The organism is Sphingomonas sp. (assembly GCF_019635515.1).
Classification (GTDB): Bacteria; Pseudomonadota; Alphaproteobacteria; order Sphingomonadales; family Sphingomonadaceae; genus Sphingomonas.
The window spans coordinates 2,018,988-2,045,715 of the sequence record NZ_JAHBZI010000001.1 but is presented as its reverse complement, the minus strand read 5'-3'; the positions used below and the strand labels follow the sequence as shown (position 1 = coordinate 2,045,715).

The 26,728-nt window shown below is 62.2% G+C and carries 23 protein-coding genes; 11 read left to right on the top strand and 12 right to left on the bottom strand.

All coding sequences use genetic code 11. The features are described 5' to 3' along the window. The first annotated feature begins 37 nt into the window (after window positions 1-37). Window positions 38-358: a thioredoxin TrxA gene (trxA, locus tag KF730_RS10290; protein ID WP_294094610.1), complete on the top strand. Its 321-nt coding sequence runs from the start codon at window positions 38-40 to the stop codon at window positions 356-358. A 250-nt stretch (window positions 359-608) separates the two neighbouring features. Here trxA and argJ read toward each other — a convergent pair whose 3' ends face one another. After that, window positions 609-1,835, bottom strand: a complete 1,227-nt coding sequence (argJ, locus tag KF730_RS10285) for a bifunctional glutamate N-acetyltransferase/amino-acid acetyltransferase ArgJ (protein ID WP_294094607.1) — start codon at window positions 1,833-1,835, stop codon at window positions 609-611. A gap of 54 nt (window positions 1,836-1,889) precedes the next feature. On the opposite strand from argJ, the gene KF730_RS10280 reads away from it, so the two are divergent. The 6 genes from KF730_RS10280 (at window position 1,890) to secA (ending at window position 7,230) form a co-directional block, all read left to right on the top strand. Further along, window positions 1,890-2,732, top strand: coding sequence for an energy transducer TonB (locus tag KF730_RS10280; protein WP_294094605.1), 843 nt, complete (start codon window positions 1,890-1,892; stop codon window positions 2,730-2,732). A 74-nt stretch (window positions 2,733-2,806) separates the two neighbouring features. Further along, window positions 2,807-3,121 (top strand): hypothetical protein, encoded by a 315-nt coding sequence (locus KF730_RS10275; protein ID WP_294094602.1) that lies wholly within the window; start codon window positions 2,807-2,809, stop codon window positions 3,119-3,121. Between the two features lie 7 nt (window positions 3,122-3,128). Next, the gene (locus KF730_RS17795; protein ID WP_365973377.1) at window positions 3,129-3,602 is read left to right on the top strand and encodes an energy transducer TonB; all 474 of its coding nucleotides are present in this window, start codon (window positions 3,129-3,131) and stop codon (window positions 3,600-3,602) included. Further along, on the top strand, window positions 3,569-4,021 hold the full coding sequence (locus KF730_RS10270) for a hypothetical protein (RefSeq protein ID WP_294094600.1): 453 nt from the start codon (window positions 3,569-3,571) through the stop codon (window positions 4,019-4,021). Before KF730_RS17795 ends, KF730_RS10270 begins: the two co-directional genes overlap by 34 nt. A 101-nt stretch (window positions 4,022-4,122) precedes the next feature. Then, the gene (locus KF730_RS10265) at window positions 4,123-4,380 is read left to right on the top strand and encodes a hypothetical protein (protein ID WP_294094598.1); all 258 of its coding nucleotides are present in this window, start codon (window positions 4,123-4,125) and stop codon (window positions 4,378-4,380) included. A 111-nt stretch (window positions 4,381-4,491) separates the two neighbouring features. Continuing rightward, complete coding sequence (gene secA / locus KF730_RS10260; RefSeq protein WP_294094596.1) at window positions 4,492-7,230, top strand: preprotein translocase subunit SecA; 2,739 nt, start codon at window positions 4,492-4,494, stop codon at window positions 7,228-7,230. 60 nt (window positions 7,231-7,290) lie between these two features. Here secA and KF730_RS10255 read toward each other — a convergent pair whose 3' ends face one another. The 3 genes from KF730_RS10255 to KF730_RS10245 all read right to left on the bottom strand — a co-directional run bounded on the left by KF730_RS10255 (window position 7,291) and on the right by KF730_RS10245 (window position 9,499). Beyond that, window positions 7,291-7,878: a hypothetical protein gene (locus tag KF730_RS10255; protein ID WP_294094594.1), complete on the bottom strand. Its 588-nt coding sequence runs from the start codon at window positions 7,876-7,878 to the stop codon at window positions 7,291-7,293. Between the two features lie 92 nt (window positions 7,879-7,970). After that, entirely contained in the window at window positions 7,971-8,486 is a 516-nt protein-coding gene (locus tag KF730_RS10250) for a phosphoribosyltransferase family protein (RefSeq protein WP_294094591.1), read from the bottom strand. Then, on the bottom strand, window positions 8,483-9,499 hold the full coding sequence (locus tag KF730_RS10245) for an adenosine deaminase (RefSeq protein ID WP_294094589.1): 1,017 nt from the start codon (window positions 9,497-9,499) through the stop codon (window positions 8,483-8,485). Before KF730_RS10245 ends, KF730_RS10250 begins: the two co-directional genes overlap by 4 nt. A 73-nt stretch (window positions 9,500-9,572) precedes the next feature. On the opposite strand from KF730_RS10245, the gene KF730_RS10240 reads away from it, so the two are divergent. From KF730_RS10240 to KF730_RS10225, 4 genes are all read left to right on the top strand, one after another. After that, complete coding sequence (locus tag KF730_RS10240; RefSeq protein WP_294094587.1) at window positions 9,573-9,764, top strand: KTSC domain-containing protein; 192 nt, start codon at window positions 9,573-9,575, stop codon at window positions 9,762-9,764. Then, window positions 9,761-10,327 carry a DUF488 domain-containing protein gene (locus KF730_RS10235; RefSeq protein WP_294094585.1) on the top strand — a complete coding sequence of 189 codons (567 nt, stop codon included), beginning with the start codon at window positions 9,761-9,763 and terminating at the stop codon, window positions 10,325-10,327. Before KF730_RS10240 ends, KF730_RS10235 begins: the two co-directional genes overlap by 4 nt. 1 nt (window position 10,328) lies before the next feature. Further along, on the top strand, window positions 10,329-10,910 hold the full coding sequence (locus tag KF730_RS10230; RefSeq protein ID WP_294094582.1) for a uracil-DNA glycosylase family protein: 582 nt from the start codon (window positions 10,329-10,331) through the stop codon (window positions 10,908-10,910). Window positions 10,911-11,436: 526 nt separating this feature from the next. Beyond that, window positions 11,437-12,996 carry a recombinase family protein gene (locus KF730_RS10225; RefSeq protein WP_294094580.1) on the top strand — a complete coding sequence of 520 codons (1,560 nt, stop codon included), beginning with the start codon at window positions 11,437-11,439 and terminating at the stop codon, window positions 12,994-12,996. A 468-nt stretch (window positions 12,997-13,464) separates the two neighbouring features. Here the strand turns inward: KF730_RS10225 and KF730_RS10220 are convergent, their stop codons facing one another. From KF730_RS10220 to KF730_RS10185, 8 genes are all read right to left on the bottom strand, one after another. Beyond that, window positions 13,465-14,961: a hypothetical protein gene (locus KF730_RS10220; protein ID WP_294094578.1), complete on the bottom strand. Its 1,497-nt coding sequence runs from the start codon at window positions 14,959-14,961 to the stop codon at window positions 13,465-13,467. Next, entirely contained in the window at window positions 14,958-15,524 is a 567-nt protein-coding gene (locus KF730_RS10215) for a gamma-glutamylcyclotransferase family protein (protein ID WP_294094576.1), read from the bottom strand. The genes KF730_RS10220 and KF730_RS10215 overlap by 4 nt, the downstream gene beginning before the upstream one ends. Beyond that, window positions 15,521-16,621 (bottom strand): hypothetical protein, encoded by a 1,101-nt coding sequence (locus KF730_RS10210; RefSeq protein ID WP_294094574.1) that lies wholly within the window; start codon window positions 16,619-16,621, stop codon window positions 15,521-15,523. The genes KF730_RS10215 and KF730_RS10210 overlap by 4 nt, the downstream gene beginning before the upstream one ends. 27 nt (window positions 16,622-16,648) lie before the next feature. Then, window positions 16,649-17,494 (bottom strand): hypothetical protein, encoded by an 846-nt coding sequence (locus KF730_RS10205; protein ID WP_294094573.1) that lies wholly within the window; start codon window positions 17,492-17,494, stop codon window positions 16,649-16,651. Between the two features lie 65 nt (window positions 17,495-17,559). Then, the gene (locus tag KF730_RS10200) at window positions 17,560-19,371 is read right to left on the bottom strand and encodes a hypothetical protein (RefSeq protein ID WP_294094570.1); all 1,812 of its coding nucleotides are present in this window, start codon (window positions 19,369-19,371) and stop codon (window positions 17,560-17,562) included. Next, entirely contained in the window at window positions 19,361-22,162 is a 2,802-nt protein-coding gene (locus tag KF730_RS10195; RefSeq protein WP_294094567.1) for a TrlF family AAA-like ATPase, read from the bottom strand. The genes KF730_RS10200 and KF730_RS10195 overlap by 11 nt, the downstream gene beginning before the upstream one ends. 12 nt (window positions 22,163-22,174) lie before the next feature. Then, window positions 22,175-24,772 (bottom strand): tetratricopeptide repeat protein, encoded by a 2,598-nt coding sequence (locus KF730_RS10190; RefSeq protein ID WP_294094565.1) that lies wholly within the window; start codon window positions 24,770-24,772, stop codon window positions 22,175-22,177. Beyond that, window positions 24,772-25,971: a hypothetical protein gene (locus KF730_RS10185; protein ID WP_294094563.1), complete on the bottom strand. Its 1,200-nt coding sequence runs from the start codon at window positions 25,969-25,971 to the stop codon at window positions 24,772-24,774. Before KF730_RS10185 ends, KF730_RS10190 begins: the two co-directional genes overlap by 1 nt. Window positions 25,972-26,728: the final 757 nt, after the last annotated feature.

Here is a 26,728-nt window from a genome sequence, read left to right as displayed (position 1 = left end):
CGCACATAGATAGTATCCAACACTCAGGAGATTTCACATGGCCACCAAGGCAGTCACCGACGCCAGCTTCGCAACCGACGTGCTGGGAGCCGACAAGCCCGTCCTCGTCGATTTCTGGGCCGAATGGTGCGGGCCGTGCAAGATGATCGCACCGGCGCTTGAGGAACTCGGCGCAGAGCTTGCCGATCAGGTTCAGATCGTGAAGGTCGATATCGACGAGAATCCCGATGCGCCGGGCAAATATGGCGTGCGCGGCATTCCGACGATGATCCTGTTCAAGAACGGCCAGCCTGCTGCCACCCAGGTCGGCGCGATGCCGAAGGGCGCGATCAAGCAGTTCATCGAGAGCAATCTCTGACGGTGATTCGCTGAGCCGTTGTAGGAATATAGCGGCTTAGCTTCACGCTTTTCACGGCTGTTGTGACATTTCGTTTCCTACGCGCGCAGCAATGTTGCGCAAGGTTGGAGCGTGGGCGTTGACGAATTCAAAGAGCGCGTTGGCAGCTTAGGTTGTGAGGAGGGTGTAGGACAGCCCGATCTGCCATGGAGCACTCACTTCACCCTTCACCCGGAACAAGTTCGGGTTGGCAAAGAAAGAGGTTGGCCGATCAGCTTCGGTAATCGGCGTTGATCGAGATATAGCCGTGGGTCAGGTCACAGGTCCAAACCGTGGCGCGGCCTTCGCCCAGCCCGAGATCAACGCCGATGCGGATATCATCGCCCTTCAGATGTTCCGCGACCGGAGCCTCGTCATAGCCGGTGACCGCCAAGCCACCCTCGGCCACCTGGGTGGTGCCGAAGCGGATCGAGAGCTTGTCGCGTTCGGCGGGTTCGCCGGCCTTGCCAACCGCCATGACGACGCGGCCCCAATTGGCGTCCTCGCCGGCAATGGCGGTCTTCACCAGCGGCGAATTGGCGATCGACATGGCGATGATATGGGCGCTGCGGTCGCTCTCCGCGCCCTCGACCTCGATGGTGATCAGCTTCTGCGCGCCTTCGCCGTCGCGGACCACGAGGAGCGCCAATTGGTGGCAGAGATCGGCGAGCGCAGCGCGGAAGGCGTCGGCGCCGGGACTGTCGGCGTCGGTGAGCGCGGCGTTGCCAGCCCGGCCAGTAGCGAAGGCAAGGACGGTGTCGCTGGTCGAGGTATCGCTATCAACGGTAATACACGAGAAAGTCTTCACATTCGCGTCGCTTAGCGCAGATTGTAGAAACTCCGGGGCAACTGCCGCGTCGGTGAAGATGAAGCCGAGCATCGTCGCCATGTCGGGCATGATCATCCCCGAACCCTTGATGATGCCAGTCAGCGTCACGGTGCGGCCATCGACGACCGCCGTGGTCACCGCGCCCTTGGCGAAGGTGTCGGTGGTCATGATCGTCGCGGCGGCATCTTCCCAGCTACAGGGCCGGACGGCGAAGGCGGCGTCGAGCCCGGCTTCGGCCTTGTCGATCGGCAGCGGCACGCCGATCACCCCGGTCGAGGCGACGAAGATATCCGAGGGCTCGCAGCCGAGATGCCCGGCGGCGCGTGCTGCGATCGCCTCGACCGCTGCACGGCCGCGATTGCCGGTGAAGGCGTTGGAATTGCCGGCATTGACCACCAGCGCGCGCGCCTGGCCCAGCACCAGCGCCTTGCGGCACCACTCCACTTCCGGCGAGGGGCATTTGCTCCGGGTCAGCACGCCGGCGACCGTGGTGCCGGGATCGAGCGTCACGAAGGTCAGGTCGCAGCGCTCCCATGTCTTGTAGCGCGCGCGCGCCACGCGCGGCGTGACGCCGGCGATTGCGGGCATCGCGGGAAAGGGCAAGGCGAGCGGCGAGCGTTCCATGGACATCGATAGACCTGCTGATAGGGTGGCGCTGCTTCGGGCAGCGAGGGGCAAAGATCAATGATTTTGGCATCGATCATGGCAATGGCTTCGCCTCAGACCGCGCAAGATGCGAGTAAGGCGCACCGCGCGACTCCGATCGAAGACACTGCGACCTGGATCACCGACGACGATTATCCCCTGGAGGCCCTGCGCCGGAAAGAGGCGGGCACGGTTGGGTTCAAGCTGATTATCAGCGCGGAAGGGGAAATTACCGATTGTCAGGTGACCGGCTCGGTCAGCCCGATACTCGATCAGGCCAGTTGCGCGCTGCTCACCAGTCGCGCGCATTTTCGCCCCGCCCTCGATGATACCGGCAAGCCGATTGCCTCGCAATTCAATAGCCGGATAAACTGGAGCATACCGGAGCCGGTGCCTGTCAACATCGGGAGTTGGCACAGCGTTGCGATGTTGAAGATGGGCGCTGACGGTGTCTTGCTTTCCTGCCATCCCGAAACGGTAGGGGCGGTCGTGGACAAGGAAGCGGGTGGGCAATGCGGCGCTTTCCAGGTCGGCAAGGCAGAGACGTTCATTACGGAGTTGGCGGGTATTACCGGCAGGCCCTTCACCTTCGTCGTTGAAACCGCGTTGATCTTCGACGGGTTGCCCGGAATTCAGCCGGACTTCCGCTATTCGAAGCCGGGATACCGCCTGGTTGCGCTGAAAAAGATGCGGTTCGAGGTGTCGGAAGAGGGTAGATTGGAGCATTGCGAGGCGGTCGCAACCGGTCGGGAGGGATTGTTGGGCGGGGTTCCTGACGTTTGCGACGACGCCGTTGTCTATATCCCCGCACGCGCGCCAGACGGAAGCCCGCGGCGGCTTAGCGGAACCTTCTGGATGGCGGCCTCTCTACCAGACAGGTAATCTTTGAACGATTCCCGGATTGTACACCGGTCAGCACCTGCTAGAAACCGGCCTGAAATACGGAGAGGTCGTTTATGTTGCTCGTTTCCCTGCTCGCGCTCGCATCGGTTCAAACCGCGGATGACGTCGCGCCGCCATCGGTCATGACCATCACGGTGCAGAAGCTTCCCGCCGCGTTCAAGGTCGATCCCGTCGTCACGCTGACCTTCGACAGCAAGGGCGTGGTCACGTCGTGCAAGACCAAGACCACCAGCGGCAGCGCAGGCATCGACAAGGTCGCGTGCACCCAGGTGACCGGCAATGTGAAAATGGACCCGCCCGCGGCCGGCACCACGCTTGAGCCGCGCGACGCGACGGTGACTTTCGTTCAGGAACCGCCGAAGAACTGAGCGGAAGATGATCAGGCCCGCGCTGCTACTAGCCGGTGCGGCCGGGCTGATTCAGCTTCCATGCGCCGCAGCGGCGCAGGATGCCGCGGCGGTTAAGCCCGCGCGGCCTGCGGCGAAGGGCGCCTCCCGAAGGCTGGCGCCGCAGGGCTCGCCGCAAAGCTGGGTTGTCGAAGACGATTATCCCGCTTTGGCCGTGCGTGAGCATGAGGAGGGGGTTGTCGGCTTCCGTCTCGACGTGGGCCCCGATGGCCGAGCGGTTGCGTGCACGGTCGTATCCTCAAGCGGCTATTCGTTGCTCGACGAAAGCGCTTGCTCGGTGTTGCAGCGGCGCGCCCGATTCTATCCGGCGCTCGACGCTGGCGGAAAGCCGGTGCCCGCGCCGTTCACCTCGCGATTCAGATGGACTTTGTCCGACGATACGGGGGGCCGTGGGAATCCTGGGCCCGTGTGGCTCGCATCGAGCTTTCCGGCGGCGGACTGAGCAGCTGCAAGGTCGAGGAGTTTGGAACGCCGAAGGCACTGCGTTCCAACCTGTGCGGCTACCTGGCCGGATACACGCGCGACGCGATCCCTCCCGAAGCGGGCACTCGGCTGATCGCGGTCGAGCGCCATGAGGCGATCGGCAAGCCGTTTCCGGCAGGCGTGCCTGCGCCCGAAGGCCAATTCCATCTCGACAAGATCACGTACGACATGCTGCCGGACGGCAAGGTTTCCAACTGCGTGAATGTCCATGGGGAGGGCGCCGGTTTCCAGTCGGGCGGCTATCGATGCCATCCCGGAATACTCTATCCGGCGGTGCCGGAAGGTGTGGTCCGGCGGGGATCGGCGAGCTTCCTGTTGTTCCCGGCCAGCCAGTCGCGCGTCGCACCCGCTCCACCCGGCAAGGCCGCAGCGCCGTAGTGCGTGATGATTTCCATTGGCGAAACGGCGCGCAGCCACTATGTCGCCTGACTTGCCCGCGCGGAGATTTATTCGCACGGGCTTTGTTGCAGGACTGACGCTTGGAATTGCTGCTTCTCCTCACTGCGCTATTGGCGAGCCTGACTGGTACCGGTTCGGCTGACCGTCAGCTGCGCGGGGTGCAGGGCGTGGCGGTGGTACAGGTGGCGCAGGACACGCAGGCCGCGGTGAAGCCCGCCTGCGTCAGCTTGCCGATGGCGGTGGCGCAGCCGCTCCGCGCCGAGCGTGTGCGATTGCCGCTCGCCAGGACCGCGCCGCTCGCCTGCCGGCATTTCCCGTTCGAGCGCCGGCTCGAATGAGGCGCCGCGCGAGCCTCTGAGCGGGCGCGCGCATTCTCCATGTTTCGCATTCCGCGGGCGCGCCCTGGGCGCGACCGCTTTACAATCCTTCAGATTTGAACAGGAATTCCCATGCTCGGCGGTTTGGCCAAGACCATCTTCGGATCGTCCAACGAACGTTATGTGAAGTCGCTCGGCGGCATCGTCGCCAAGATCAACGCCTTCGAGAGCACCATCTCGGCGATGACCGACGATGAGCTTGCCGCCCAGACGGTCAAGTTCCGCGAACAGCTCGCCAATGGCGAGAAGCTCGACAATCTGCTGCCGGAAGCGTTCGCCACCGTGCGCGAGGCTGCCAAGCGCGTGCTTGGCCAGCGGCATTATGACGTGCAGATGATCGGCGGCATCGTCCTCCACCGCGGCGAGATCGCCGAGATGCGCACCGGCGAAGGCAAGACGCTGGTGGCGACGCTGGCGACCTATCTCAACGCGCTGCCGGGCGCGGGCGTCCATGTCGTCACCGTCAACGACTATCTCGCCTCGCGCGACGCCGAGTGGATGGGTCGGGTCTACCGCTTCCTCGGCATGACCGTGGGCGTGATCATCCCGAACCTGAGCGACCAGCAGCGCCGCGATGCCTATAATTCGGACATCACCTATGGCACCAACAACGAGTTCGGCTTCGATTATCTGCGCGACAATATGAAATATGACCGCGCGTCGATGACGCAGCGGCCGTTCAACTTCGCGATCGTCGACGAGGTCGACTCGATCCTGATCGACGAGGCGCGTACCCCGTTGATCATATCCGGCCCGACCGACGACAAGTCCGAGCTCTACATGCGCGTCGACGCGGTGGTGAAGCAGCTCGACGCGTCCGACTACGAGCTCGACGAGAAGCAGAAGTCGATCATCCTGACCGAGGACGGCACCGAGAAGGTCGAGCGGATGCTCGAGGCCGCGGGCATCCTGGTCGGCGCCAATCTCTATGATTTCGAAAACACCCAGGTCGTCCACCACACGAACCAGGCGCTGCGCGCGAACAAGATGTTCAAGCGCGACATCGATTATATCGTCAAGGACGACAAGGTCGTCATCATCGACGAGTTCACCGGGCGCATGATGGACGGGCGGCGCTGGTCGGACGGCCTGCACCAGGCGGTCGAAGCCAAGGAAGGCGTGACGATCGAGCCCGAGAACCAGACCATGGCCTCGATCACCTTCCAGAACTATTTCCGCATGTATCCCAAGCTTTCGGGGATGACCGGGACGGCCGCGACCGAGGCCGCGGAATTCTATGACATCTACAAGATGAACGTCGTCACCATCCCGACCAACCTGACGGTCAAGCGCGTCGACGAGGAAGACGAGTTCTACAAGACGCTCGAGGAGAAGTTCCGGGCGATCGCCAAGAAGATCAAGGAGCATGCCGCCAAGGGGCAGCCGGTGCTGGTCGGCACGGTCTCGATCGAGAAGTCGGAGATGCTCAGCGAGTTCCTGAACAAGGAAGGCGTCGATCACGCGGTGCTCAATGCCCGTCATCACGAGATGGAAGCGCATATCGTCGCGCAAGCCGGCCGCCTCGGCGCGGTGACGATCGCCACCAACATGGCCGGCCGCGGCACCGACATCCAGCTTGGCGGCAACCTCGAGTTCCGCACCCATGACGAATTGGGCGAGATGGAGGACGGGCCGGCCAAGGATGCCGCGATCGAGAAGATCAAGGCGGAGATCGAGGTCGAGAAGCAGGCGGTGATCGCCGCCGGCGGGCTGTTCGTGCTCGGTACCGAACGGCACGAGAGCCGCCGCATCGACAATCAGCTGCGCGGCCGCTCGGGCCGTCAGGGCGATCCGGGGCTCAGCCGCTTCTACCTGTCGCTCGACGACGACCTGCTGCGCATCTTCGGCTCGAACACGCTGTTCGCCAAGATGATGCGCAACAATATCGAGGATGGCGAGGCGATCGGCAGCAAGTGGCTGTCGAAGGCGATCGAGACCGCGCAGAAGAAGGTTGAGGCGCGCAACTACGACATCCGCAAGCAGGTCGTCGAATATGACGACGTGATGAACGATCAGCGCAAGGTGATCTACGAGCAGCGCGCCGACATCATGGACGCCGAGACGGTGGGCGATGTCGTTGAGGACATGCGCGCCGAGACGGTCAATGCGATCGTCGGCGAGGCATGCCCGCCCAATTCCTATCCCGAGCAGTGGAATCTGGCGGGGCTCAAGGAGCGGCTTGCCGCGGTGCTCAATATCGAGGCGCCGCTCGAAGACTGGATCAAGGAGGAGACCGTCGAGCCGGAGATGGTCGAGGAGCGCATCCGCGAGATCGCCGACAAGTTGATCGAGGCGAAGGCCAGCGAACTGGAACCCGAGACGTGGCGCCAGATCGAGAAGTCGATCCTGCTCCAGAGCCTCGATCACCACTGGAAGGACCACCTCGCGATGCTCGACGCGTTGCGTCAGGTGATCCATCTGCGTGCCTATGCGCAGAAGACTCCGATCAACGAGTATAAGCAGGAAGCATTCGCGCTGTTCGAGCGCATGCTCGAGACGATCCGCGAGGACGTGACGCGCACGCTGGCCATGGCCCAGTTCCGGATGGCGCCGCCGCAGGACCTGCCGGAGCTTCCGGACTTCCTGACGACGCACATCGACCCGCTGAGCGGCGAAGACGACACCTATGACTATGACGGCGGCGCGACGGGCAACGTCCTCGCCCAGCTGCCGCCGATGGCGATCCCGCAGCCTTCGGGCGCCGATCTGCCGACCGATCCGGCGGAATGGGATGGACTGGTCGGCCGCAACGCGACCTGCCCGTGCGGTTCGGGGCTGAAGTACAAGCACTGCCACGGCCAGGTGGCATAAGGGCGCAAGGAAAAGGGGCCGCCCTCGCGGATTGCGAGGGCGGCCCCTTTTTCGTGTCCGCTAGCGGTCGCTGGGGGTGACGATCGAGGGGCCGAGCCGGTCGATCACTTCGCGCGCATCGAAGGCGCGAACGTTGGAACCTGGCTTGGGACCCCTGCCGACAACGATCTCGGCCATCGCTTCATAGCGATTGACCGTGCGGTAGTCCCAGTCGCGGTCGCGCCAGAACGGATCGTCGAAGAACGGATCCCAGCTGCGCCAGCCGAAGCGCGGGCGATAGAAGCGCCAATAGGGGTTCCAATAGCCATAGGGGCCACCGCCGTACATGCCGGGGGTGCGATAGGTCTCGCTTTGCTTCTCGGTGTCTTTCGAGACCAGAATGAAGTGATCGAAGCCGTGCTGGACGGTAAGTTCGGCGGCGCGGAACAGCAGGTAGCGCTCAACCGTCTCACGCGAGGTGAGGCTGTTGCCGCGGAAGCTGACCTGAAAACGGTTGGCTTCGAGCTGTTGATCCGAATAGCCGCCGGCCGAACTGGCAGTGGCGGGCTGATAGGGCGTCGCGGTCATGCAGCCGCCGAGCGCGACGCTGCCCAGCAGGGCAGTGGCGAGCGCGATGGTGCGCGGACGCTTCAGATTGCTGATTCGCATGGTTCCTCCGAGGGTTAGGCGAACGGGACAGGGGTTTCTGTTCTTACCTGATTGCAACGCGTGTAAGGGTGATTTGTGTCCGGCGCGCCACCTCACGCGATCCGCTCCGGCACTTCCATCGCATCTTCGGTCAGCGCCTCGCGCGGCGCCATCGCCTCCCACGGGAAGACGAACCAGTCTTTCTGCACGGCGCGATCGATGTCACGAAAGCCATATTCGACCATCTGCGACGACTGGACGTTGTTCATCAGCACCGCGAAACGGATCTGCTCCGCCACGGCGCCGTCCCTGGCCAGCGCCGCGCGCAGCTCGCCGATGGTCTTGCCGCTGTCGTTGATGTCTTCGATGAACAGCAGCCGGTCGCCGTCGCGGGTGCGCTGGGCGAGTACCGCGATCAGCTCGTCGCCGAACTGGGTGATCCTGGTCGAATAGTCGACCGACACCATCGACAGCCCCATCCGGTGCGACAGGAACACGGCCGGCGTGAGCCCGCCGCGGCCGACGCCGACGAGCAAGGTCGGATTCCATTCGGCGGCGGCATCGGCGATGGCATGGACGCCCGTGACCATGTCCTCATGGGTGAACGGGGTGAAGACGATATCGGTCATGCATGCGCCTCCACATAGGCATCGAGCCTGGCGAGATGGTCCGCCACCGCTTCGTCCGCAAGGAACGAGCCGAGGAAGGAATTGCGAGCGAGTGTGACGAGCTGGGCCTTGTTCAGTCCGCGTCCGCCGGCGATCGCGCGGTAATTGTCGCCGACATAGCCGCCGAAATAGGCCGGATCGTCCGAGTTCACCGTCGCGCGCAGACCGAGTTCCAGCATCCGGTCGATCGGATGCACATCGATCGAGGCGACGTTGCAGAGCTTGACGTTGGACAAGGGGCAGACGGTGAGCGTCATCCCCGAGCGTGCCAGCCGGGCGACGAGCCGCGGGTCCTCGAGGCTGCGATTGCCATGGTCGAGGCGATCGATGTGAAGGATATCCAGCGCCTCATAGACATATTCGGGCGGGCCCTCTTCGCCCGCATGGGCGACGCGCTTGAGCCCCATCGCGGCCGCGGCGGCGAAGACGCGCTCGAACTTGGCGGGCGGATGGCCGACCTCGGACGAATCGAGGCCGACACCGGCGATTTGATCGATCCATGGCTGGGCCTGGTTGAGCGTCTTGAACGCGGCTTCCTCGTCGAGATGGCGCAGGAAGCAAAGGATCAGCTTCGAGGTGAGACCGTGCTTGGCCTCGGCGTCGGCCATGCCCTGAAGCAATCCGTTGGCGACGACGCCGAAGGGAATGCCGCGATCGGTGTGCGTCTGGGGATCGAAGAATATCTCGGCATGGGCGACGCCGTCCGCTGCGGCGCGATCGAAATAGGCCATCGCCAGATCACGGAAATCGGCTTCGGTGCGCAGCACGTTGGCGCCGGCATAATAAATATCTAGGAAATCCTGGAGATTCGAGAATTCATACGCGGCGCGCACTTCCTCGACCGACTTGAACGGGATTTCGATCCCGTTTCGCAGGGCGAATTCGAACATCTGTTCTGGTTCGAGGCTGCCTTCGATATGGAGATGCAGTTCGGCTTTCGGGAGGCCGGTGATGAAGGTATCGAGATCGCTCATGCGATGGAACATGTCAGGCGCGGAGCGGAGCCGCAAGCGGGCCTCGCGCGTTATGGATTGCATGCCCTCCACCGTGATCCGCCATTGGAAATATGACGCGGCCGAGCACAGGCTCGACGTGCAGTTCGTCAGCGGCGAGCGTTACAGCTATCATGAGGTGCCGGCAGCGGTGGCGGAGGGGATGCGAACCGCCGTCTCGAAGGGCGGCTATTTCAACCGCCGCATCCGCGATCATTTCGCCTTCATTCATGGCCGGGCGTCTTGAGCACGCCGCCGCAGGACGCGAGCTGGCCGGCAGGAACGATCTTCACCGTCGGCCATTCGACGCGTCCGATCGGCGATTTCGTGGCATTGCTGCGCCTGTATGGCATCGAGACGCTAGGCGATGTCCGCACGGTACCGAAGTCGCGGTACAATCCGCAGTTCAACGCCGATGCGCTCGCCGCGAGCCTGAGCGAGGCGGGCATCGCATATGTGCCGATGCCGGCGCTCGGCGGATTGCGGCATCCGCATCGCGACTCGCCCAATGGGGGTTGGCGCAACAAGAGCTTTCGCGGCTATGCCGATTATATGCAAAGCGAAGCGTTCCGGCATGCCGTTGACGCCCTGGCGCGCAGCGGTCGCGAGAAGCGGACCGCGATCATGTGCGCGGAGGCGGTGCCGTGGCGCTGCCATCGCTCGCTCGTCGCAGATGCCCTCGGCGTGCGTGGCGTGCCGGTGGTTGAGATCCTGTCCGAGACCAGTTGGCGGATGCACGCGCTGACGCCCTTCGCCCATGTCGAAGGCCAGACGATCACCTATCCGCCCGAACAGCCGAGGCTGCTCTAGCGTGACCGCGCTTGCCGCGCTCGTCACCGAGATTCGCGCGTGCGCGCGCTGTGCCGACTTGCCATGCGGCCCGCGGCCGGTGGTGCAGGCGGGAGAGGGCGCCCGCCTGCTGATCGTGGGCCAGGCCCCTGGCCGCAAGGTGCATGAGACCGGTATTCCGTGGAACGATCCGTCGGGCGAGCGGCTACGCGCATGGCTGGGGCTGACGCCGGAGCAATTCTACGATCCCGTCAAGGTCGCCATCATGCCGATGGGCTTCTGCTATCCGGGCAAGTCCGCTTCGGGGGACAATCCGCCGCGGCGCGAGTGCGCGCCACATTGGCACGGCCGGCTCGCCGCGGCGCTGCCGGAGATCGGGCTGACGCTGCTGATCGGCAGCTACGCACAGGCTCGCTATCTGGGGCCGCTGCGCAAGGCGACGCTGGGCGAAACCGTGCAGGCGTGGCGCGAATATCTGCCGCTCGGCTATTTGCCGTTGCCGCACCCGTCGCCACGCAACCAGCCCTGGCTGGCGCGCAATCGCTGGTTCGAAGCGGAGTTACTGTCCGGCATGCGCGAGGCCATCGCTGCGCTGGCGCTATGATCGAGGGGTTCGCGGTGGCTCCCCATGTTGGATGCGTCTCGAACTTTTGCCCGGTTCTTCCTCCCAGAGACCCGAGCGAGCATTCGCCGCTTCAAGACACTGGCGGCGAACACCCGACTTCTCCTAGCTCTCGATCCAGCACACGCCGCACTGTCGCGGCGGTGGATGGTTGTCCCAGCCGGCAACAATGAAAAACCGGCAAAAATGGCTAAGGTGGTAGCTCCTCGGCGGCCGTCCATAAGAGAGCGCGCCGTCGCCCTCGCTTCCGCGCAACGTGAAGTTAGAACGAGGGAGTTCACCAACATTGGTGTGCATCGGTGCTATCTCCAACGGATGTGCGATGAAGGTTTGCTCGTGAAAGTAGCCTACGGGCGATACCGCGCCGGGCGATGCACTGCGGTCTGACCTGCCCGGGACGATCCCGAACCTCTCACGCCATCGAAATCATTACGACTTCGCATCGAATGGCCAGCATTGCTCAGGGGTGACCCTCCACCGTTGGAGGGCACTTACAAAGGAGCAAGCGTTGGCCAGACCGAGAAGTGCAATTAGCCGCTATAAACATCGTAAAAACAATGATCAGCGTGGGATACGCGAGGCGGTGCTCTATGCGCGGGTATCGACACCCGACCAGCAACGTGAGGGCTATTCCATTCCGTCCCAAGTGAAGTTGCTTGAAGATTATGCGGCTTTGAATGGCCTGGTTGTCGTGTCGAGCCACATCGACGTGGAGACGGCCCGCAAGAGCGGCCGGACGGCTTTCGGCAACATGCTCCGCCATCTCAAGCGGCATCCCGAAGTCCGGATAATTCTCGTCGAGAAGACCGATCGACTTTACCGCAATCTGAAGGACTGGGCGATCATCGATGATCTCGGCGTGGAGGTGCACTTCGTCAAAGAGAATGTCGTGATGTCCGACGGCTGCCGATCGTCGGAGAAGTTTGTCCACGGCATCAAGGTGCTGATGGCCAAGGCCTATATCGACAATCTATCCGAGGAGACGCGCAAGGGCATGCTGGAGAAGGCGCAGCAGGGTCACTGGCCGAGTTTCGCGCCGCTTGGTTATCTCAATGTCAGGGACGAGCAGGGCAGGCGGCTCATTACAATCGATCCCGAGCTCGGGCCGATAGTAAGTCGGATATTCGACTGGTACGCAACAGGCCTCTACTCATTGAAAGATGTCGCGGCCAAAGCGCGAGATGCCGGCGTGCGCTATCGCAAAAGCGGTCGGCCGATCGGCGTCAGCACTATCCACCATATGCTGCGTACCCGGCTTTATACCGGGTCGTTCGACTGGTGCGGCGACGTCTATCAAGGTGTGCATACGCCTCTCGTCGCTCCCGACACCTGGGACGCCGTGCAACAGATTCTAGATGGCCGCAGCACGACGAATGTTCGCGCCAAGCCACATCGTTTCCCGTTCACCGGCTTGATCAAATGCGGACATTGCGGCTGCGCGCTGGTCGCCCAGATCCAGAAGGCGAAATACATCTATTATCGTTGCTCGGGCTTTCGCGGAAAATGCCCCGAGCGCTTCGTCCGCCAGGAGGTGCTGGAAGAGCAGTTTGTCGGCCTTCTGAAAAAGCTCCGATGCGACCGTCAGCAATTTCAGATCATTCGCAATGGACTCACTAGTGGCGGCTCAGCGACAACCATCCTCGGAGGAGGAGCGACATCATTTCGGAAGCCAGTCCCGGTATCTGCTATGCCGGGCGCCCTGTTGAACGATGGTCTCGCCTTGTTGGACATGGGCCGAACGGCGCATCTGCAGCTTGCCGGCCTTCCGGATGAGATGAAACAGCATGTGTTGAGTCTTGTTTTCCAGCGATGTTCCTGGGCTCACGAGAAGTTGACGGGGCAGTTCACCCCGCCGTTTGAGATCTTTTCGCGCTATTTAGCGGAGATGGGAGAGGGGCGGACATCTCTCATGATGCAGCTTTCCGAAGTCCTCTGTTGCGCGAAGCCAGAAGTCCGACTGCTCGTTGCCCGATATAATGCGATGAGCAGGATAGTGGCTGGAGCAGACCAGCGGGGTCCTATGACTGCGAACGGCTCGTTGCCCGCCGCGATGAAGATCGCTGCTTAATTGCTGCAACCGCCCTGGGGCTCCACGTCATAGAGCTGTGGCGCGGCTCGTGCTGACTACGCAGGGCGGTTGCAAGCGGACATTGTACCGGCCAGCTTTGCAGTTTTTTTACCCATAAACGTCTGAACTCGTCCGACTTATGAGAATTTAAACCGGACTTTAAAGCGGACATTATTCCTAGCACGAACGACTTCCTGCGCTGTCCGGCTCGTTGGTGTATAACTCGTGACCCGTCGCCCGCGTGGATTCTTATTTGCTTTGCGGCGGCTTGCCCGGGTTGGTCCTCGCTCCCGAATGGGCAGCAATGCGCCCTAATTTCAGTATTCCGAACGGACTATGTCGATCCTCAAAGCTGCCGTCCGCTCATGCAGCAGGCGGGTGGTTGAGATCGGGGCATTCCTGACTTTCCCAAGCGATAGGTTGAAGAAGTTCATTGCGGTGGGCGGCCGTTCGATTGAAACCTGCAGGTCAGGACTTTGCTTTAGACAAGCGCGCACTTTCGGCAATCAGCCAGTCGAACCAAGCTGCCGATGCCTGACTCGGAAGCCTCCCCGCCGCCACCAGGCGCGGGATCAGGACATTGCGGGCAGCCGCCTCGCTAAGACCAGTGTTTCGCATCAAGCGATAACTTTCGAACGATATCGCGTGAGCTTCCTCCCTGTGCGCCCAATAGTCTTTCACGGCCATCAGCCAACCTGCGTTCGCCTCCACCAGACTGAACACAAAGTCGCGATCAACCCTATGCGACGCATGAGGCACCGCCTGACGAGTTAGAACCATGAGATCTGACAACCGTAAGCTGTCTTGTTCGACGCCCGGCCGCGCGCTGATCGCATCCGTGACGATCTGGCGGCAGTCGTGACAAACACCGACCTGGCGATGTTCAGCCAGCACAACTGGAAGATCGCGTCCGCGATCTCGACGGTCCCGGGACTCCGGGTTTTCCTCGGCGCGATAGTCGTTGAGCAGCATGATCGCTGCCCGCCATTTTCCCTTGTTGGACAGGCGCAGAATTTCGAATTTCGATCGTCCGCATCCCAGGCATCGCCAATCGGGACCGGCATTGCGCCACGGCAACGACAGACTGTTGGCAGTATCGACCGAGCAAAACTCGTCCGCGGTCGGTATGCGAATTTTCGCACTGGATTTGCGTGCACCGGTCATGGCGCGTCCGGCGGTCGACCGTGATCGGGCAAGTAGTGCTTCGCCAAGGCCGCTCGGCCGATTACGGGCGCCACCGGCCTCATAGGCGAGTTTGAGTAGCAATCGCGAATCCTCAAAGTCGCGGCTCGGATCGGAGAAGGAGTAGATTTCCTGATCGTGCTGGCCAGCCGCAATGCGTTCGCCCATCAGATTCGCGAAGGCCATTCGATCTTCGAACTCCACGAAAGCTTGCGGCCAGACCGCGCCCCCTTTCGCTTCGTCCAGCGCGTGGCTGGAGTTAGGTCGGGGTTTGATGAACTGGGCAATTTCTTTCGGGCTGAAACTGAAGGCCGGCGGAACGACGCTTCCGAGCCGCGCCTTCATGGCGGCGTCGGCAGCGTTGCAGTCATTGCAGAGAAGGACAGGCGCAAACCGCGCGATGAGCGGACGTGCGGCGGAGCACGCGCGTTTGCGGGTCACCAGCAGGTCACCATCGATGCCGGCGGTCGCCATAGCTCGCATGATGGCACCGGCGGCATCTTCCAGATGGTCATGATGCCAGTCGAGCTGGCATAGCAAAACGCCGGCGTCGGTCAGGCGGGCGATGTCCGACTTTCGGCGCCGACAGCAAGGACATTCCCAATCGGTCCAGGTCTGCGCCCAAGCCTCGTTGAGATCGAGCTTGCCCGTTCCCAGTTGCTCCAGCAACCGCCGGGTCTGCGTGCTCCATCGACCATCCTTGGTGCGGGCAAGCGGGTGACGCTCGACTTCGTCATCCGGCATCGCGGCAAAATCGGGCAGGTCGATCTGCAACGTCGTCATCGGTCAGGCTTCGAGGATCTATCCGGCCACAGAGCTCGATAGTCGGCGATGCCCGACGCGCTCAGTGCACTCAGCGCCTCACGACGGGTCCGGCGGTCCGGATCGGGATCGATGACATGCGCAACTTGCTGCAGCCGCTCGATGTCAGATGCGCCAAACCCGTGATGGACGGCACCGGCGATGACCAGGGCGAGATACCAGTCATAGGGCTGCAGACCGTCCACATGCGCCGTGGCCAGATAGGTTGTCACCAGATTGGTCGAGCGTTCCGCAGTATCGATCAGGATCGTAAAATCGTCGATCCGAGCATATCCTTGGCCTGCACCTTCGGCGCGATCGAGCGCGCTTCGTTCGGTCAGCGCAATCTCGAACAGGATGCCGGGGGTCGTCCGTTCGGTCGCCGGAACTAGGGTCGCCTTACCCGATCCGTCCTTGCTCATCTTCGAAAATGCCAGGTCGTGCCCCTCGGCGTGCGCCAGCCCCAATGGCCGCGCACTCGGGCATCGCGCCAGCAACCGCGCGGGCAACATGTTCGACCCATAAGCGAAATAGAGAAAGCTCATGCCGCTTCCCCGGGTTTCACGTGATCGCGCTCCATCTCGATCAGCCAGTCGATAACGGGCTTGGCAAGATTCAGCCGCGCTGCAGCCGCAACCACGCGGTCAGGGTCGTGGTCGAAATCGGTGACGGGGATCGCCCGCTCGCCCATCTCCACCATCATGTGGGTCATCTGCTCCATCAGCAGCGTCACTCCTTCCTGTGGCAGCCGCTGCGGCGAACCATTGAGGAATGACAGGGAGGTCATGACCATGATCTCGTCGAACCGTTCGCGCAGCTCTGCCTTGGTCATCCTCCGCAGGTACGGATTGCGACGATAGTCGGTCCGCCAGCGTTCATGCCGGGGTGCTGTATCCGGGATATGGTCGATTGTAGCGAACTTGGAAATGTCGACCGCGTCCGCGTCCATCGCCCGGGCATCGCCAAAATTCCATTTGCCCCACCGCGCATTGATGAGATCGACGACATCGCCCTTCCATTCCTGATCACCGATGACCGGGTTTTCGACCGAGACACATGGGAACACGACTTTACCGTCGGCCATCATCGCGTGTCTTTCGGTGATATAGAGAATGGCATCGACGTGCGGGTAAAGCGGTTGATCCTCCTGAAGCCGCCGCACCGCATGCCACAGGATGTAGGACACGGTGTGAGGATCATAGATTTCATGGTCCTCGTTGACGAGGACGAGCATTCTTACCTGGCTTCGGCGTGGAAAATTGATCGCATGGGCTTCGAGCTGCTTGTTGGCCTTGCGAAGCGGACCGAGCACGCCGCGACTGACGCGCTCTGCCACGGCGCGGCCGACATTTTCGGGATCGTCGGTATTGTCGATGAACGCCTGCATTGGTGCTGAGCCGAAGAACATGGGCCAATCCGGCCGCTTGCGCAGTTCCTCGACCAGATTGTCCATCCGCTCTTCGCCGGAATCCTCAAGCGATTTGAGTTCGATGGCGAGTAACCCGCGCAGGCAGAGATAGTCGGCCCGACGGGTGCCGTGCGACTGGATCTCGTCAAGCGACTTGCCGCCGAGCGCCTCGACAATGAATCGCTCCACCCGCGGCGTGAGCGCCTTAATCTTTCCCGTCCGTTCGATGCGCATGGCTGTAGTCCGATCGTTTTCCCTCAGTCAGGTCCAGTGCGGGGTTGCCGGAATGCTCGCTGATGCCATTTCCGGCGGTGGCTCAAACAGGTCGTCCTCATCGTCGGGCAAGGCCGTCTCGATCCGAAAGGCCAGGCCGTTCGTGGTGTCACCAGCCACAAATTCCACCTCCAGCTCGGGAAGCGCTGCGATTGCAGTCTGGCAAGCCGAGGGATCGCCCCAGAACCCCACACAGCGATAGGACTCGTTCCATTCCACCGCCCAGGCGAGCAGGCCGTCCACACGCGCGCGCAGCCATGCCCTGAAATATCCGTCGGCCAATGTCGCGTGGAACTGCGGCTCTGCGGTTGCCGCCGACATGAAAGCCCGCATGCGCGGATTTCCCCAATCAGCTCGCGAGGCGATGCATGCCATGTGGAAGTTCTGCCGCTGAAGCAAGCGGCCGCGGCCGAGTTCGCGCCTGAAGGTCTGGAAATAGAATATACCCTGTACCTGAAGCCAGGCGAGCTGCTCGGCGCGGGAATCGTCGATGCGGGCGGCACCGGTGAACTCGATATTGGCCGAAGCCGGCCCGAACGGCAGATTTACGTTCAGCCTGGGACGGCTGTGAGCCACATGAATCCCCGTGTCCGCACTGATCGAACCTCGCGCCTTTCGCTCGGCGGTGCGCCGTAGGCGATCATCGTCACGCGCATAGATGCCATCGACGTTCGGCTGCATTGTGATCGCGGAGATATCGTCCTCGAGCCGCGACTTACGGGTGTTGCAGTTGCCGCACGCCCATAGGCCGATATTGAAGCTATTGAGCAGCGTGCCCTGCGGGACGAAGCGCCGCGCGAGAAGATGGTCGCGGGTCCGCGTCCGCGCGGTCAATGGCCGGCTGCAATAGGCGCACCAGCCATTCGCGATGGAGATCGTGCGGTCGGTTGGGAGAAGGATCATTCGGCGCCCACGATCCAGGGCTCCGCGCGCAGGTCGGCCGCCTCGATATCATCGGCCTGTGCGAAATAGCGCGGCAGCGACTCCGTCATGTAGGCAGTCGCGCCGATCATGAACCCTGGTCGGGAAATCGCGACGCCGGAAATCTCGCGAACCTCGTCGATCGCGTTATAGTCTGTGCCAGAGCGCGGCAGCCAACGCTCGGTGGTGAACAGCGCATGGAGCTTCTCAAGCGACAGGCCGCTTGCCAGCCCGGTGAAAAATACATCGCTCGGCACGATCGGAACTTGCTTGGGCTCCGGTGATGCGGTGCCGCCAAATCCTTCGACGAGCACCAGGCCGTCGATCCGCCAGTCATCATCGTCCAGGCCGAGTTTCTTCAGCAGCATCCCGCTGTTCTGCCGGGCAAAGGCTATTTTTCGCGATGTCTGCGCGACCTTCTCCCGCAGGGCGATTGAGCGCCTGTGAACTTCCCGCACGTCGCCGGGCTGCAGCATCCATCGCAGCTCACACAATAGTATCTGATGCGAGGCGGGATCGACCAGCACGAGGTCGATTTCCTCATCATTGATGTAAAAATGCGTCCTGTGGGGAAAGCGCGTCGGGATGCGGATCACGGATGCGTCCACCATCCGGCGTTCAAATGCTGAGCTGGCCGCGTCAAACCCGCTGGCCGCAATGCGTGCATGCAGCGAGAGGAGATTCCGGGGCCAATTGGATGAAAGCACCAGGCTCCACGGCACTGCCAGCATGTCGTCGCCGATCTCGATCAAGGGCTGCAGCGCTGGATCAGGATGATGGGTAGCCTCTCCGAGGACCAATGACCGGTTCAGCCCTTCGACGAAGTCCAACGGGAGGTTAGCAATCCGCGCCAACTCGGCGTTCAGCGCCTTGCGTTCGATCGCGAGGCAGATCTGGTCGCAGCCGACGCCCTTGAGGCGGTGGCGCTGCGCACCGAAATGCACCGAGACCAGGTGATACAGGGCGAGCGTTTGGAGCGCTGCGACATATCGCGCGGTGTCGGCCACTGAGCCCCAGGGAAAAGGCCAATCCTCTGTCGCAAAAACCAGCCCATTGTGGAACGTTTCAAAGAGGTCACGGGCATCGCGGGTGATGACCTGATAGCGGAGCCGGTCTCCTTTCCGCTTCACGCGGCCCACGATGCCATGGATCATGGGAGACCAGGATGCGACCGATTGGATCTCGGCGATTTCGTACTCCGGGCCTGCAAATATCTCGACCATCGCGTTGATGGGGCTGAATTGAGGCCGATCGGCACCCAGCAGGAATTCCAGACTGGTATAGCGGCCTTCACGCTCGTCGAGATGCGGCTTGACGACGGTCCGAGCGGGGTCGGTGAGCATAGGCCTGTCGAACGCATGGACCGAAGGCAGCAACCTGCACGCATCCGCGTAGTCGTCGGCTGCCTCCATCAGTGCGATCGCCTTCAGATAGCCTTCCTCGTAGGACGGGATCGGTGCGGATGCCACGGCCGGCAGGCCTGCCTGATCGATATGCGCCAGCGCGTGTCGCAGAGCGTATTTCGCGCGATCGAGCGCGACGACGAAGGCGGCGCGATCCTGCCGTGCGCCAGGGCGATGCCAGGCCTTCGCCGCTGCCTCGAGGCGAAACCTCATCGCGTCCTCGCTGGCGAGGCAAAGCATCCAGCGCGCTGTGTTGCGATCGTCCGTCGGTCGCGGCGCTGCGGCGAAGGTTTGATCCATGCACGCTTCCAGCTCGGCCACTTCGGCCGCCGACAAGCGCACGCTGAACTCGCTGTCCGCGGTGTCGAGAAGCGCTTCAGAAGCCATATTTCTCTCGGCGCAAGCGGAATGCTGCCTCGCCGCCTTCCATGATCGCCTTGATCGCGTCACGAACTTCGGTGACGTCGATCGCGCCGACACCCATGATCGTGCCGCGTGATTGATCACCTTCGTTCCGGTAGCCGAACCAGGCAACCAGTTCGGCATCGCCATTGACGACCAGATTGGCGTTATGGCTGGCGAAGATGATCTGGCGCATACCCTTGGCCAACCAGAGCTGCTTCACGATTTCGAGCATCACCGGGTTGTCGAGATCCTCCTCGGGCTGATCGACGATGAGCGGCGGGCCAGGGGAATTGAGCAGCGTCTTGAGCAGGGCGGTAGCCTGCTGGCCCGCGGAAGCATTTTCGAACGGGATGTGGATGCCTTCTCCCGACTGATATTCGTAGATCGGAACGGATGCGATCGGCGTCAGCGACAGCATCAGCCATTCGTCGGGCTGGAGCGAGTCGGCCACCCTCTGGATATCCCCGGCGCTCAGCCCGCTCGCCAGCAATGTCGGCGTCTGCGGTCGTTCCGCGGCCAGGTCGCGTTCGGCGTCGAACAGGGACAAACGCTCAAGTTCGTCGAGAATGTTGAGCCAATGGGTGCGAGGATCCTTGGCGGCAGTGATGGACCCGGTAAGCTGCTCCAGCCTCGCCGATTGAATGCGCGACCCCTGCAACGCGCCTCGCAGCACGCCCAAAAAACCGCTTCCATCGGCAAAGCGTCTCATCCGAACCCGGATTGCAGCACTGGCGCGTTCCGTGAGCAGGGCGCATTCGCGGTCGATGAGGTCATCGCGCTCCGCGAGGCTTTCAATCCAGGCTGCACGCTCGTCGCGATAGGTCTGTTCGACGGATTGCAGCGTCGCCAGTTGCTCGTGCCCGCGCGCCAATTCCTGCGACAGGTGACCGAGCTGCTCTTCGAGCCGTGCCATTTCGGAGAGACGCTCGCGATGCGCAGACGAACGCTCGGTGGCCTCGGTGTAGCGGGTCCGAAAGCTATCGCGCGCGCGGCCCCAAGCCACCCATGGACCGTCCGGCTCGGATGCTGCGTCTGCGACCGAGCCGGCAGATCGAGCGATGGTTTCGACCAAGCCGCCAGCCTCGTCCAGCAGCTGCATATATTTTGCATGGGCCTGAGCCAGCAGCTCTTGATGGGCGATCGGGTCCTGTGGGGCCGTCGCGGCAGAGTTGCGCTGCGCCGCGATCAACGAGGACAGCTCGGCGGCCTTGGCGCGCAAGGTGTCGGCGCCGGCGGACCATGCCTCCATGGCGCGGTCGGCGGCGGTATATTGCGAACCCTGGGCCAGCAGCGCCTGATCCTCGCTCGACAGGCCACCGAGCGTTCCCCGGATCGCCTCGACTTGTTGCGCGATCGATCGCTCTTCAAGCGCACGATTTTCAAGCAGCCGCAGCAATTCACGATGCCGTTGGACGGTCGCATAGGCCTGGCGGATGCGGTTGGACCGGTCGATTGCGCTGCGTTCGAGGCGATTGAGCGCGATCTGGACAGGCGCGGTGATGAAGCGATTGAGTTCATCTAGCCGCACGCTGACATCGCTCAGCTGCTTCTGGCTGTAGGCTTGGATGGGGAGGAGGCTACGAACCTCTTCCTCTGAGCAGCTCCGCAGCTCGCCGCCGCCGATGCTGAGCTGGACCGAACCATCCGAGGACGCCCGGCGCACCAGATGCGGAACGCCGTTGAGAACATAGCGCACATCGACGGTCGCCGAGAATTGTTTCAGCGTGGCATCGATCAGCCGGGAGCGCCGCAGCTGATAATTCGGCGTATCAACCTCGTCGCCCGCCGGCGGCTGATCGCACAGCGCCCAGCGAATGTACTCCAGCATGGTTGACTTGCCGGTGCCGCGACCACCGATCAGCGCGCTGTATTGCGGATTGAGCGCGAGGTCCGCCGGCCCGAGGAATGTCGATGTGCTGACGCTGACGTTGGCGATGTAGGTCTGCGGAACCTGCGGCGGCGCATGCGCGATGCGCGATTCCTCCGCAAGGCAGGCCTGGCGAAGCCCCTCGGCCGTCGGCTCCGCCCATTTGATCCAGGTCGAGGGATTGCCAAGCTCGCTGTGATCGTCGCGGCGCGTGTCTGACGTCTGGATGCAAGCAATGCGCTTGTTGCCCCATTGCTTGTCCTGCCCTGCGAGGATGTTGCGATTGCCACCGTCGAGCTTGTCGATCGCGCCGTCGATATAGCCGCCCACGCACGGCATCTCGGAATACTTACCTGCCATGCCCTTTCGCAGCAGCGAGAAATCGCCGCTGTTCCCGACGTGGGGCAGAATAATGTAGCGGTCCTTGAGATAGCTGTGCTCGTCGAGCTTCTCCTTGAGAGCGACAAGGCTGTTGATCTTGTCGAGCCGCACGACTTCGGCGTTCTTGCTGTCGCCAGGATTCGCCGGCGTGATGGCCAGGGCGGTCATCGCCAGAGCATGCATGTCGTCGGGGAAGTCGGCGTCGAAGACGAGCAGTGCCTGGCACGGCACCCCAAGGGTCAGCTCCATACCGGGAAAGACGACCAGACGGTTGACTTCGGGAAGAAGATTGCCCGCCTCATCCACCTCTTCGGCGGCCGCACGACGGATGAAGGGCACGAACGTCATGTCGTGATGGTCTGTCACTGCGATCGCCGCGACCCCTTCCGCACGACACGCGGCGACCAGGCGATCGGCATAGGCGCGGCGGTCCTCGTCGCTGGTCGGCGTCAAGCCCGCCCAGCGACGATCGCGCGGCGTATGCACCTGAAAGTCGCAGCGATAGAAATGGGCACCCTTGTCCATCACTCTCTCCAATCAGCTCGCGCGTGCCTTGCGCGTTTCTATGGCATCGATGATCGCGCGCACGGCGTCGCCGACATCCGGATCGGCTCGCTCGATCAGGCTTTCGTCCCTGTCCGCCTGGAGATAGGCCGACGCCAGCTCGATCGCCTGCCGCCGGGGTGATGATAGGCCACCCTTTTCCGCGGCGGACTCTGCGGTCAGATCCTGGAGCAACGGGACCGATGTCGCGGTTTCGAGCAGGCCGCTCAGCAGGAATGTCGCGCTTTCGTTGAAAGGCGAAATGCCAGCCCGTTCTTTAAGACCATCCAGGATGAGGCGACCGCGCGTGAACGCCGCTTCGCGCCCCTCAAGCTGATCGACCAGGCTTAGAGCCGAACCGCATTGCGTCAGGATCGTTTCGCAAAGGCGCCGCATGTCGCGAACGGGGCGATCGTCGAGGTAGCGCCAGATCGAATCGACGTCGCCGGCATTGACGTGAAGGTAGGCGAGCTGCCCGGCGCTCCAGATGATCTGGCTCTGATAGTTCGCCCCGCGCGCTTGCTCGAAGGCTTTCAGGCCGATTTCAAAGGCTCGGTCAAACTCGCGCAGGCCAAGGAAGTTGATCGATATCGATGCGAGGGTTTTGATTTCCTGCCGTTCGTCGTTGATCTCCCGCCACAGCTCGAGCGCGGATTCATCGTGCGCGAGCGCATTGCGATATTCGCGCAAGCGCCGGAAGGAGCTTGCGATCCAGCTATAATTGAGCGCGACGCTGAAGCGCTTGGAGCGATGCGCCTTCAAAATTTCGATGGCGCGTCGATGCGACTGGATCGATTCGCTGAAACGGCCACTTTCGCGGCGCGCCAGGCCGATGCCGCCTAACACCCAGGCCTCGCCAATATCGTTGTTGAGCGCCTGCCAGATTTCCTGTGCCCTGATGTAGGCGTCGATGGCATCACCGGGCCGGCCCATCTTGCGCAGATTCTCGCCGACCTCGCCCCAGAGCGACGCGACACGCTCTTCGGCCCCCTGGCTCGACCAGATTTCGATCGCCAGCTTGGAATAGTGAAGCGCGTCGTCGAACTGCAGGGCGCCGCGAAAGTCCTGGGCAAGCTGGCTCAAGACCCAGGCGGTCGTCGTGGGCTGATCGCGACGCTGCCAGATTTGAAGGGCTTCGCGGTGTGCGTCGATGGCTGCTGCGAACTTACCCTCCTTCGATGCGGACACGCCATATTGGCCAAGGATCAGGGCTGTCCCGACCTCGTCACTATCGATGCGCGCCGTCGCAAGGGCCTTGCTGAACAGCGTCAGTGCTTGCCCGTGACGGCCTTCGACGGTGGCCGCGAGGCCACGTATCGCTTCGAGATTGTTGGTCTTTTTGGCCCATTCGCCGAGATCGCCGCCGCCGGCGGCAAGGTAGGCACGGATAAACTCGCAGCCCTCGTCCTCCCGACCATCCTCGAACAGTGCGAGCGCCTGTCGCCGGTTCTCCTCGGCCGAGAAGAAACCATCGAGCAGTTCGGCCATGCCAGCGAGGGGACTGTAATTGTCGTGGAGAAGATAGCGCTTGCGATAATATTGGACGAAGAGCCGATCCGAAACCTGGTAGAGGAAATCGCGGCCACCCGTCCGCTTGCGGCCCAAGACGAGATGGCGCTCGCGCAGCCATGCAAAATGTTGTGCGATGCGATTCTGGGTCGTGCCCACCCGTTCGGCGAGATCGCTCTGCGAACAAGGCTCCGACAGGCGGATCAAGGCGTCGAACAGGGTCTTGGTCCGGGGCGGCATCTGCTCAATGAGCGCCTGATAATATGGCGTCAGGTCGTCGACGAGCTTGTCGAGCAGTGCGGCCGCGCTGAGCGGGTCATTTTCCAGCAGGAGGTTTGCCAGCGCGACGGCCATGCGCGGGGCGCCGCCGGTGAATTGCGCCAGGGCACGGATCTTTCCGCGATCGAGTTCGGCCACCTCACGACCTTCGAGCACCGCGCGTCGCTCGAAATAGAGGAGATGATCCTCCTCTGACCAGGGCGAGAGACTGAACTTGGCAAAGGCGTGGAACAGTCGCTGCTCATAGTCCTGATCGAACCGCGCGGACGTCGCGGTCGCCAAGACCGCGAGCTGCTCGCTCTCGGACAAGAGCGCGCGTAGCTTTGATTGATCTTCGGGCTGGTCGAAGACTCCAGCGACCAGCTCGTCGAAATTCTCGACAACGACGATCTGTACGATGTTGGGGTCCAACTCCGCCAGGGCTTCATCGAGTTCGCCGCGGGCGGCTTCCCACGCGCCCGGCGGGTCGTCGAGAAAGCGCCCGGCGACGCTGTCGGCCGGTGCGCCCCTCAGCGCGCGGACGATCTCGCGCAACAGGCTCGACGGGGTCGAGACATTGCGCTGCTCCTCGGGAAGGATGGTTACGCGCGCGGGTTTGCTCTCGTCTGCAATGGCGAGTTGGACCGCACGCGCGAAGAAGGATTTCCCAAATCCGCGTGGTGCCGTGATCAACACTTGCTGGCGAATGCCCGCGCCACCCGTCAACGCCTCGACGACGGCGTTGACCAGACGGTCTCGCCCCGTCGACAAAAGGCGAACCTGGCCATCGGCCATGGCATGTGGGTTGAAGCGCGAGATTTCCATTACGCGCCCCCTCGCGCCTGTCGCCAGGTGCGAAGAAGATTCTGGACGAGGCGATAGCCGGACGCCTTGAGATCGGTGCGAATGAACTCCGCCAGTTCCAGGCGGCGCGTCACCTTCAGCGGATCCTGACCTGTCGCATCACACAGGGCCTTGATCTCGGCGTTGGTGATCTTGCCATTCGCGCGCCTTGCCATTTCATTCAAGACCGCCTCGGCCGTCCCGCGCAAATCGCCGTCGAAGCGCCGCTCAAGACGCTCGTCGAACTGCTGGTAGAAAGACGCGAAGATTTGCGGATGAACCTGATTCTCGAAGATTTCGGCGATCACCTCGGGCGTGGAGCGCGCTTCGGCCCGCAGGAAATTCATCGCCGTCTGGATGAAAAACGGGAAATGATCGGGAAGCTCGTCTAGCAGTGCCGTGGTTGACGTGTCAGTCCAGTCGTCGAGCCCCGCAACCTTGGCGAGGGTCTCGACGAGCGCGGTCGCTTCATCACGGCCAAGCGGCTGCAGGTCGACACGGGTTAGGTCGTTGATGACGAGCCCCTCGATCTGCAAATCTTCCAGGAATGCCTCGATGCTGACGGAGCCGGCGATCGCCATGGCCAAGCCGGCATTGCGCCAAGCGCGCAACGTCGCGAGGACCAGACGGATATCGTCGACGCTCCCGGTTTTGCGGAACATATTCTCCAGAAAGAACGGCAATTCATCGATCAGGAGAATGATCCGCGCGCCAGCGTCGAGATGCTCGCGCGCCAGCGTTTCGACGCTGGCCTTGAGCGGCTCCCAATAGTCCTTGATGTCCTTCTCGAATTCGACACCGGCTTCGAAACCCCCGCCACCGGCATTGGCGGAGCGGATGCGCCGCTGAATGGCATCCATCAGCTTGCCGGGCATGCGGCGCGCACCATCCCACAGCGCGCGCAGGCGCTGCAGTTTGTTTTGCGGCAGTGCGTTGAGAAATGCGGTGAAGAACTCGCTGATCGTCGTGAGTTCCTGAACGTCGAGGTAAAGCGGTGTGGCACCGCGTTCACCACTTAGCTGACGGTGCGTTTCCACCAGCAGCGAGCTTTTGCCGATTCGGCGCCAACCTTTGACGAGCAGGCTGGTCCCGTCCAGCAGGGACCGCTTTGCGAGGACAAGCTCGCGATTCCTAAACATAAAATCGTCGCCCTTGACGGGAGGGCCTGCAATGATTCGCATCTCGAAATCTCCATCTGAAAATTTGATATCAAATATCTTCATATCAAACAAGAGGTGAGTTTGAGATATGTTCCCGTCAGCTAGTAGCGTGGATTCGATGACCCGACCGGAGCGAAGCGATATGAAACTTGAGAAACATCTTTAGGCAGTCGTACGCCCGGGCTCTACTCAGGCTTGCCGGAAGGGCTGCGACGTGTGGCTGTGGCGCGCCATATGCTCCCAGCTATGCACACGGGCAGCGCTTCAGCCGGCCTGAATGAACACATTAAATCTTTCGCGACGTCTAAAGTTGGCTGATCGACGGTCCACTTTCAGCCTTCGATCACCCGAAAGCCGACATGCTCCTAACGGCCCACAAGGTGACGTAAGTATGGACTCCGGCGTGCCCGAAGCCTGTCGATCGTCAGATTCGTGCGCGAAGGCGGCGGCTCTGATGCGCTGAAGTCATGTTACCTAGAGCGATTGATCGATCGCCAACGGGGGAGGGCGATCAGTCCTTCGACGGTTCGCGTAGCGGACCGGAAAGTGGCCACAATTTTTGTGGCCGAGCACGATCGATAATGGGTCATGAGCCGGCGAGGGGGTCAAAGCGCTATAACGAGACACCAACGATGGTGGGGCGAATGGCTTGCAATGCGTGCGCCAAGATGCATGAGGCCAAAGAAAAACCCCAAGCTGGAAACGAACAAAAAAATCCCGCTATCTCAGATAGTTGCCAAATATCAAATTTTCGGGATTTTAACCGATTTGGTATTTC

Bases quoted from the DNA above. Each gene is read 5' to 3' on its own strand.
- trxA (WP_294094610.1), top strand. From the start codon at position 38: ATGGCCACCAAGGCAGTCACCGACGCCAGCTTCGCAACCGACGTGCTG.
- argJ (WP_294094607.1), bottom strand. From the start codon at position 1,835: ATGTCCATGGAACGCTCGCCGCTCGCCTTGCCCTTTCCCGCGATGCCC.
- KF730_RS10280 (WP_294094605.1), top strand. From the start codon at position 1,890: ATGATTTTGGCATCGATCATGGCAATGGCTTCGCCTCAGACCGCGCAA.
- KF730_RS10275 (WP_294094602.1), top strand. From the start codon at position 2,807: ATGTTGCTCGTTTCCCTGCTCGCGCTCGCATCGGTTCAAACCGCGGAT.
- KF730_RS17795 (WP_365973377.1), top strand. From the start codon at position 3,129: ATGATCAGGCCCGCGCTGCTACTAGCCGGTGCGGCCGGGCTGATTCAG.
- secA (WP_294094596.1), top strand. From the start codon at position 4,492: ATGCTCGGCGGTTTGGCCAAGACCATCTTCGGATCGTCCAACGAACGT.
- KF730_RS10255 (WP_294094594.1), bottom strand. From the start codon at position 7,878: ATGCGAATCAGCAATCTGAAGCGTCCGCGCACCATCGCGCTCGCCACT.
- KF730_RS10250 (WP_294094591.1), bottom strand. From the start codon at position 8,486: ATGACCGATATCGTCTTCACCCCGTTCACCCATGAGGACATGGTCACG.
- KF730_RS10245 (WP_294094589.1), bottom strand. From the start codon at position 9,499: ATGAGCGATCTCGATACCTTCATCACCGGCCTCCCGAAAGCCGAACTG.
- KF730_RS10220 (WP_294094578.1), bottom strand. From the start codon at position 14,961: ATGACGACGTTGCAGATCGACCTGCCCGATTTTGCCGCGATGCCGGAT.
- KF730_RS10215 (WP_294094576.1), bottom strand. From the start codon at position 15,524: ATGAGCTTTCTCTATTTCGCTTATGGGTCGAACATGTTGCCCGCGCGG.
- KF730_RS10210 (WP_294094574.1), bottom strand. From the start codon at position 16,621: ATGCGCATCGAACGGACGGGAAAGATTAAGGCGCTCACGCCGCGGGTG.
- KF730_RS10200 (WP_294094570.1), bottom strand. From the start codon at position 19,371: ATGGCTTCTGAAGCGCTTCTCGACACCGCGGACAGCGAGTTCAGCGTG.
- KF730_RS10195 (WP_294094567.1), bottom strand. From the start codon at position 22,162: ATGGACAAGGGTGCCCATTTCTATCGCTGCGACTTTCAGGTGCATACG.
- KF730_RS10190 (WP_294094565.1), bottom strand. From the start codon at position 24,772: ATGGAAATCTCGCGCTTCAACCCACATGCCATGGCCGATGGCCAGGTT.
- KF730_RS10185 (WP_294094563.1), bottom strand. From the start codon at position 25,971: ATGCGAATCATTGCAGGCCCTCCCGTCAAGGGCGACGATTTTATGTTT.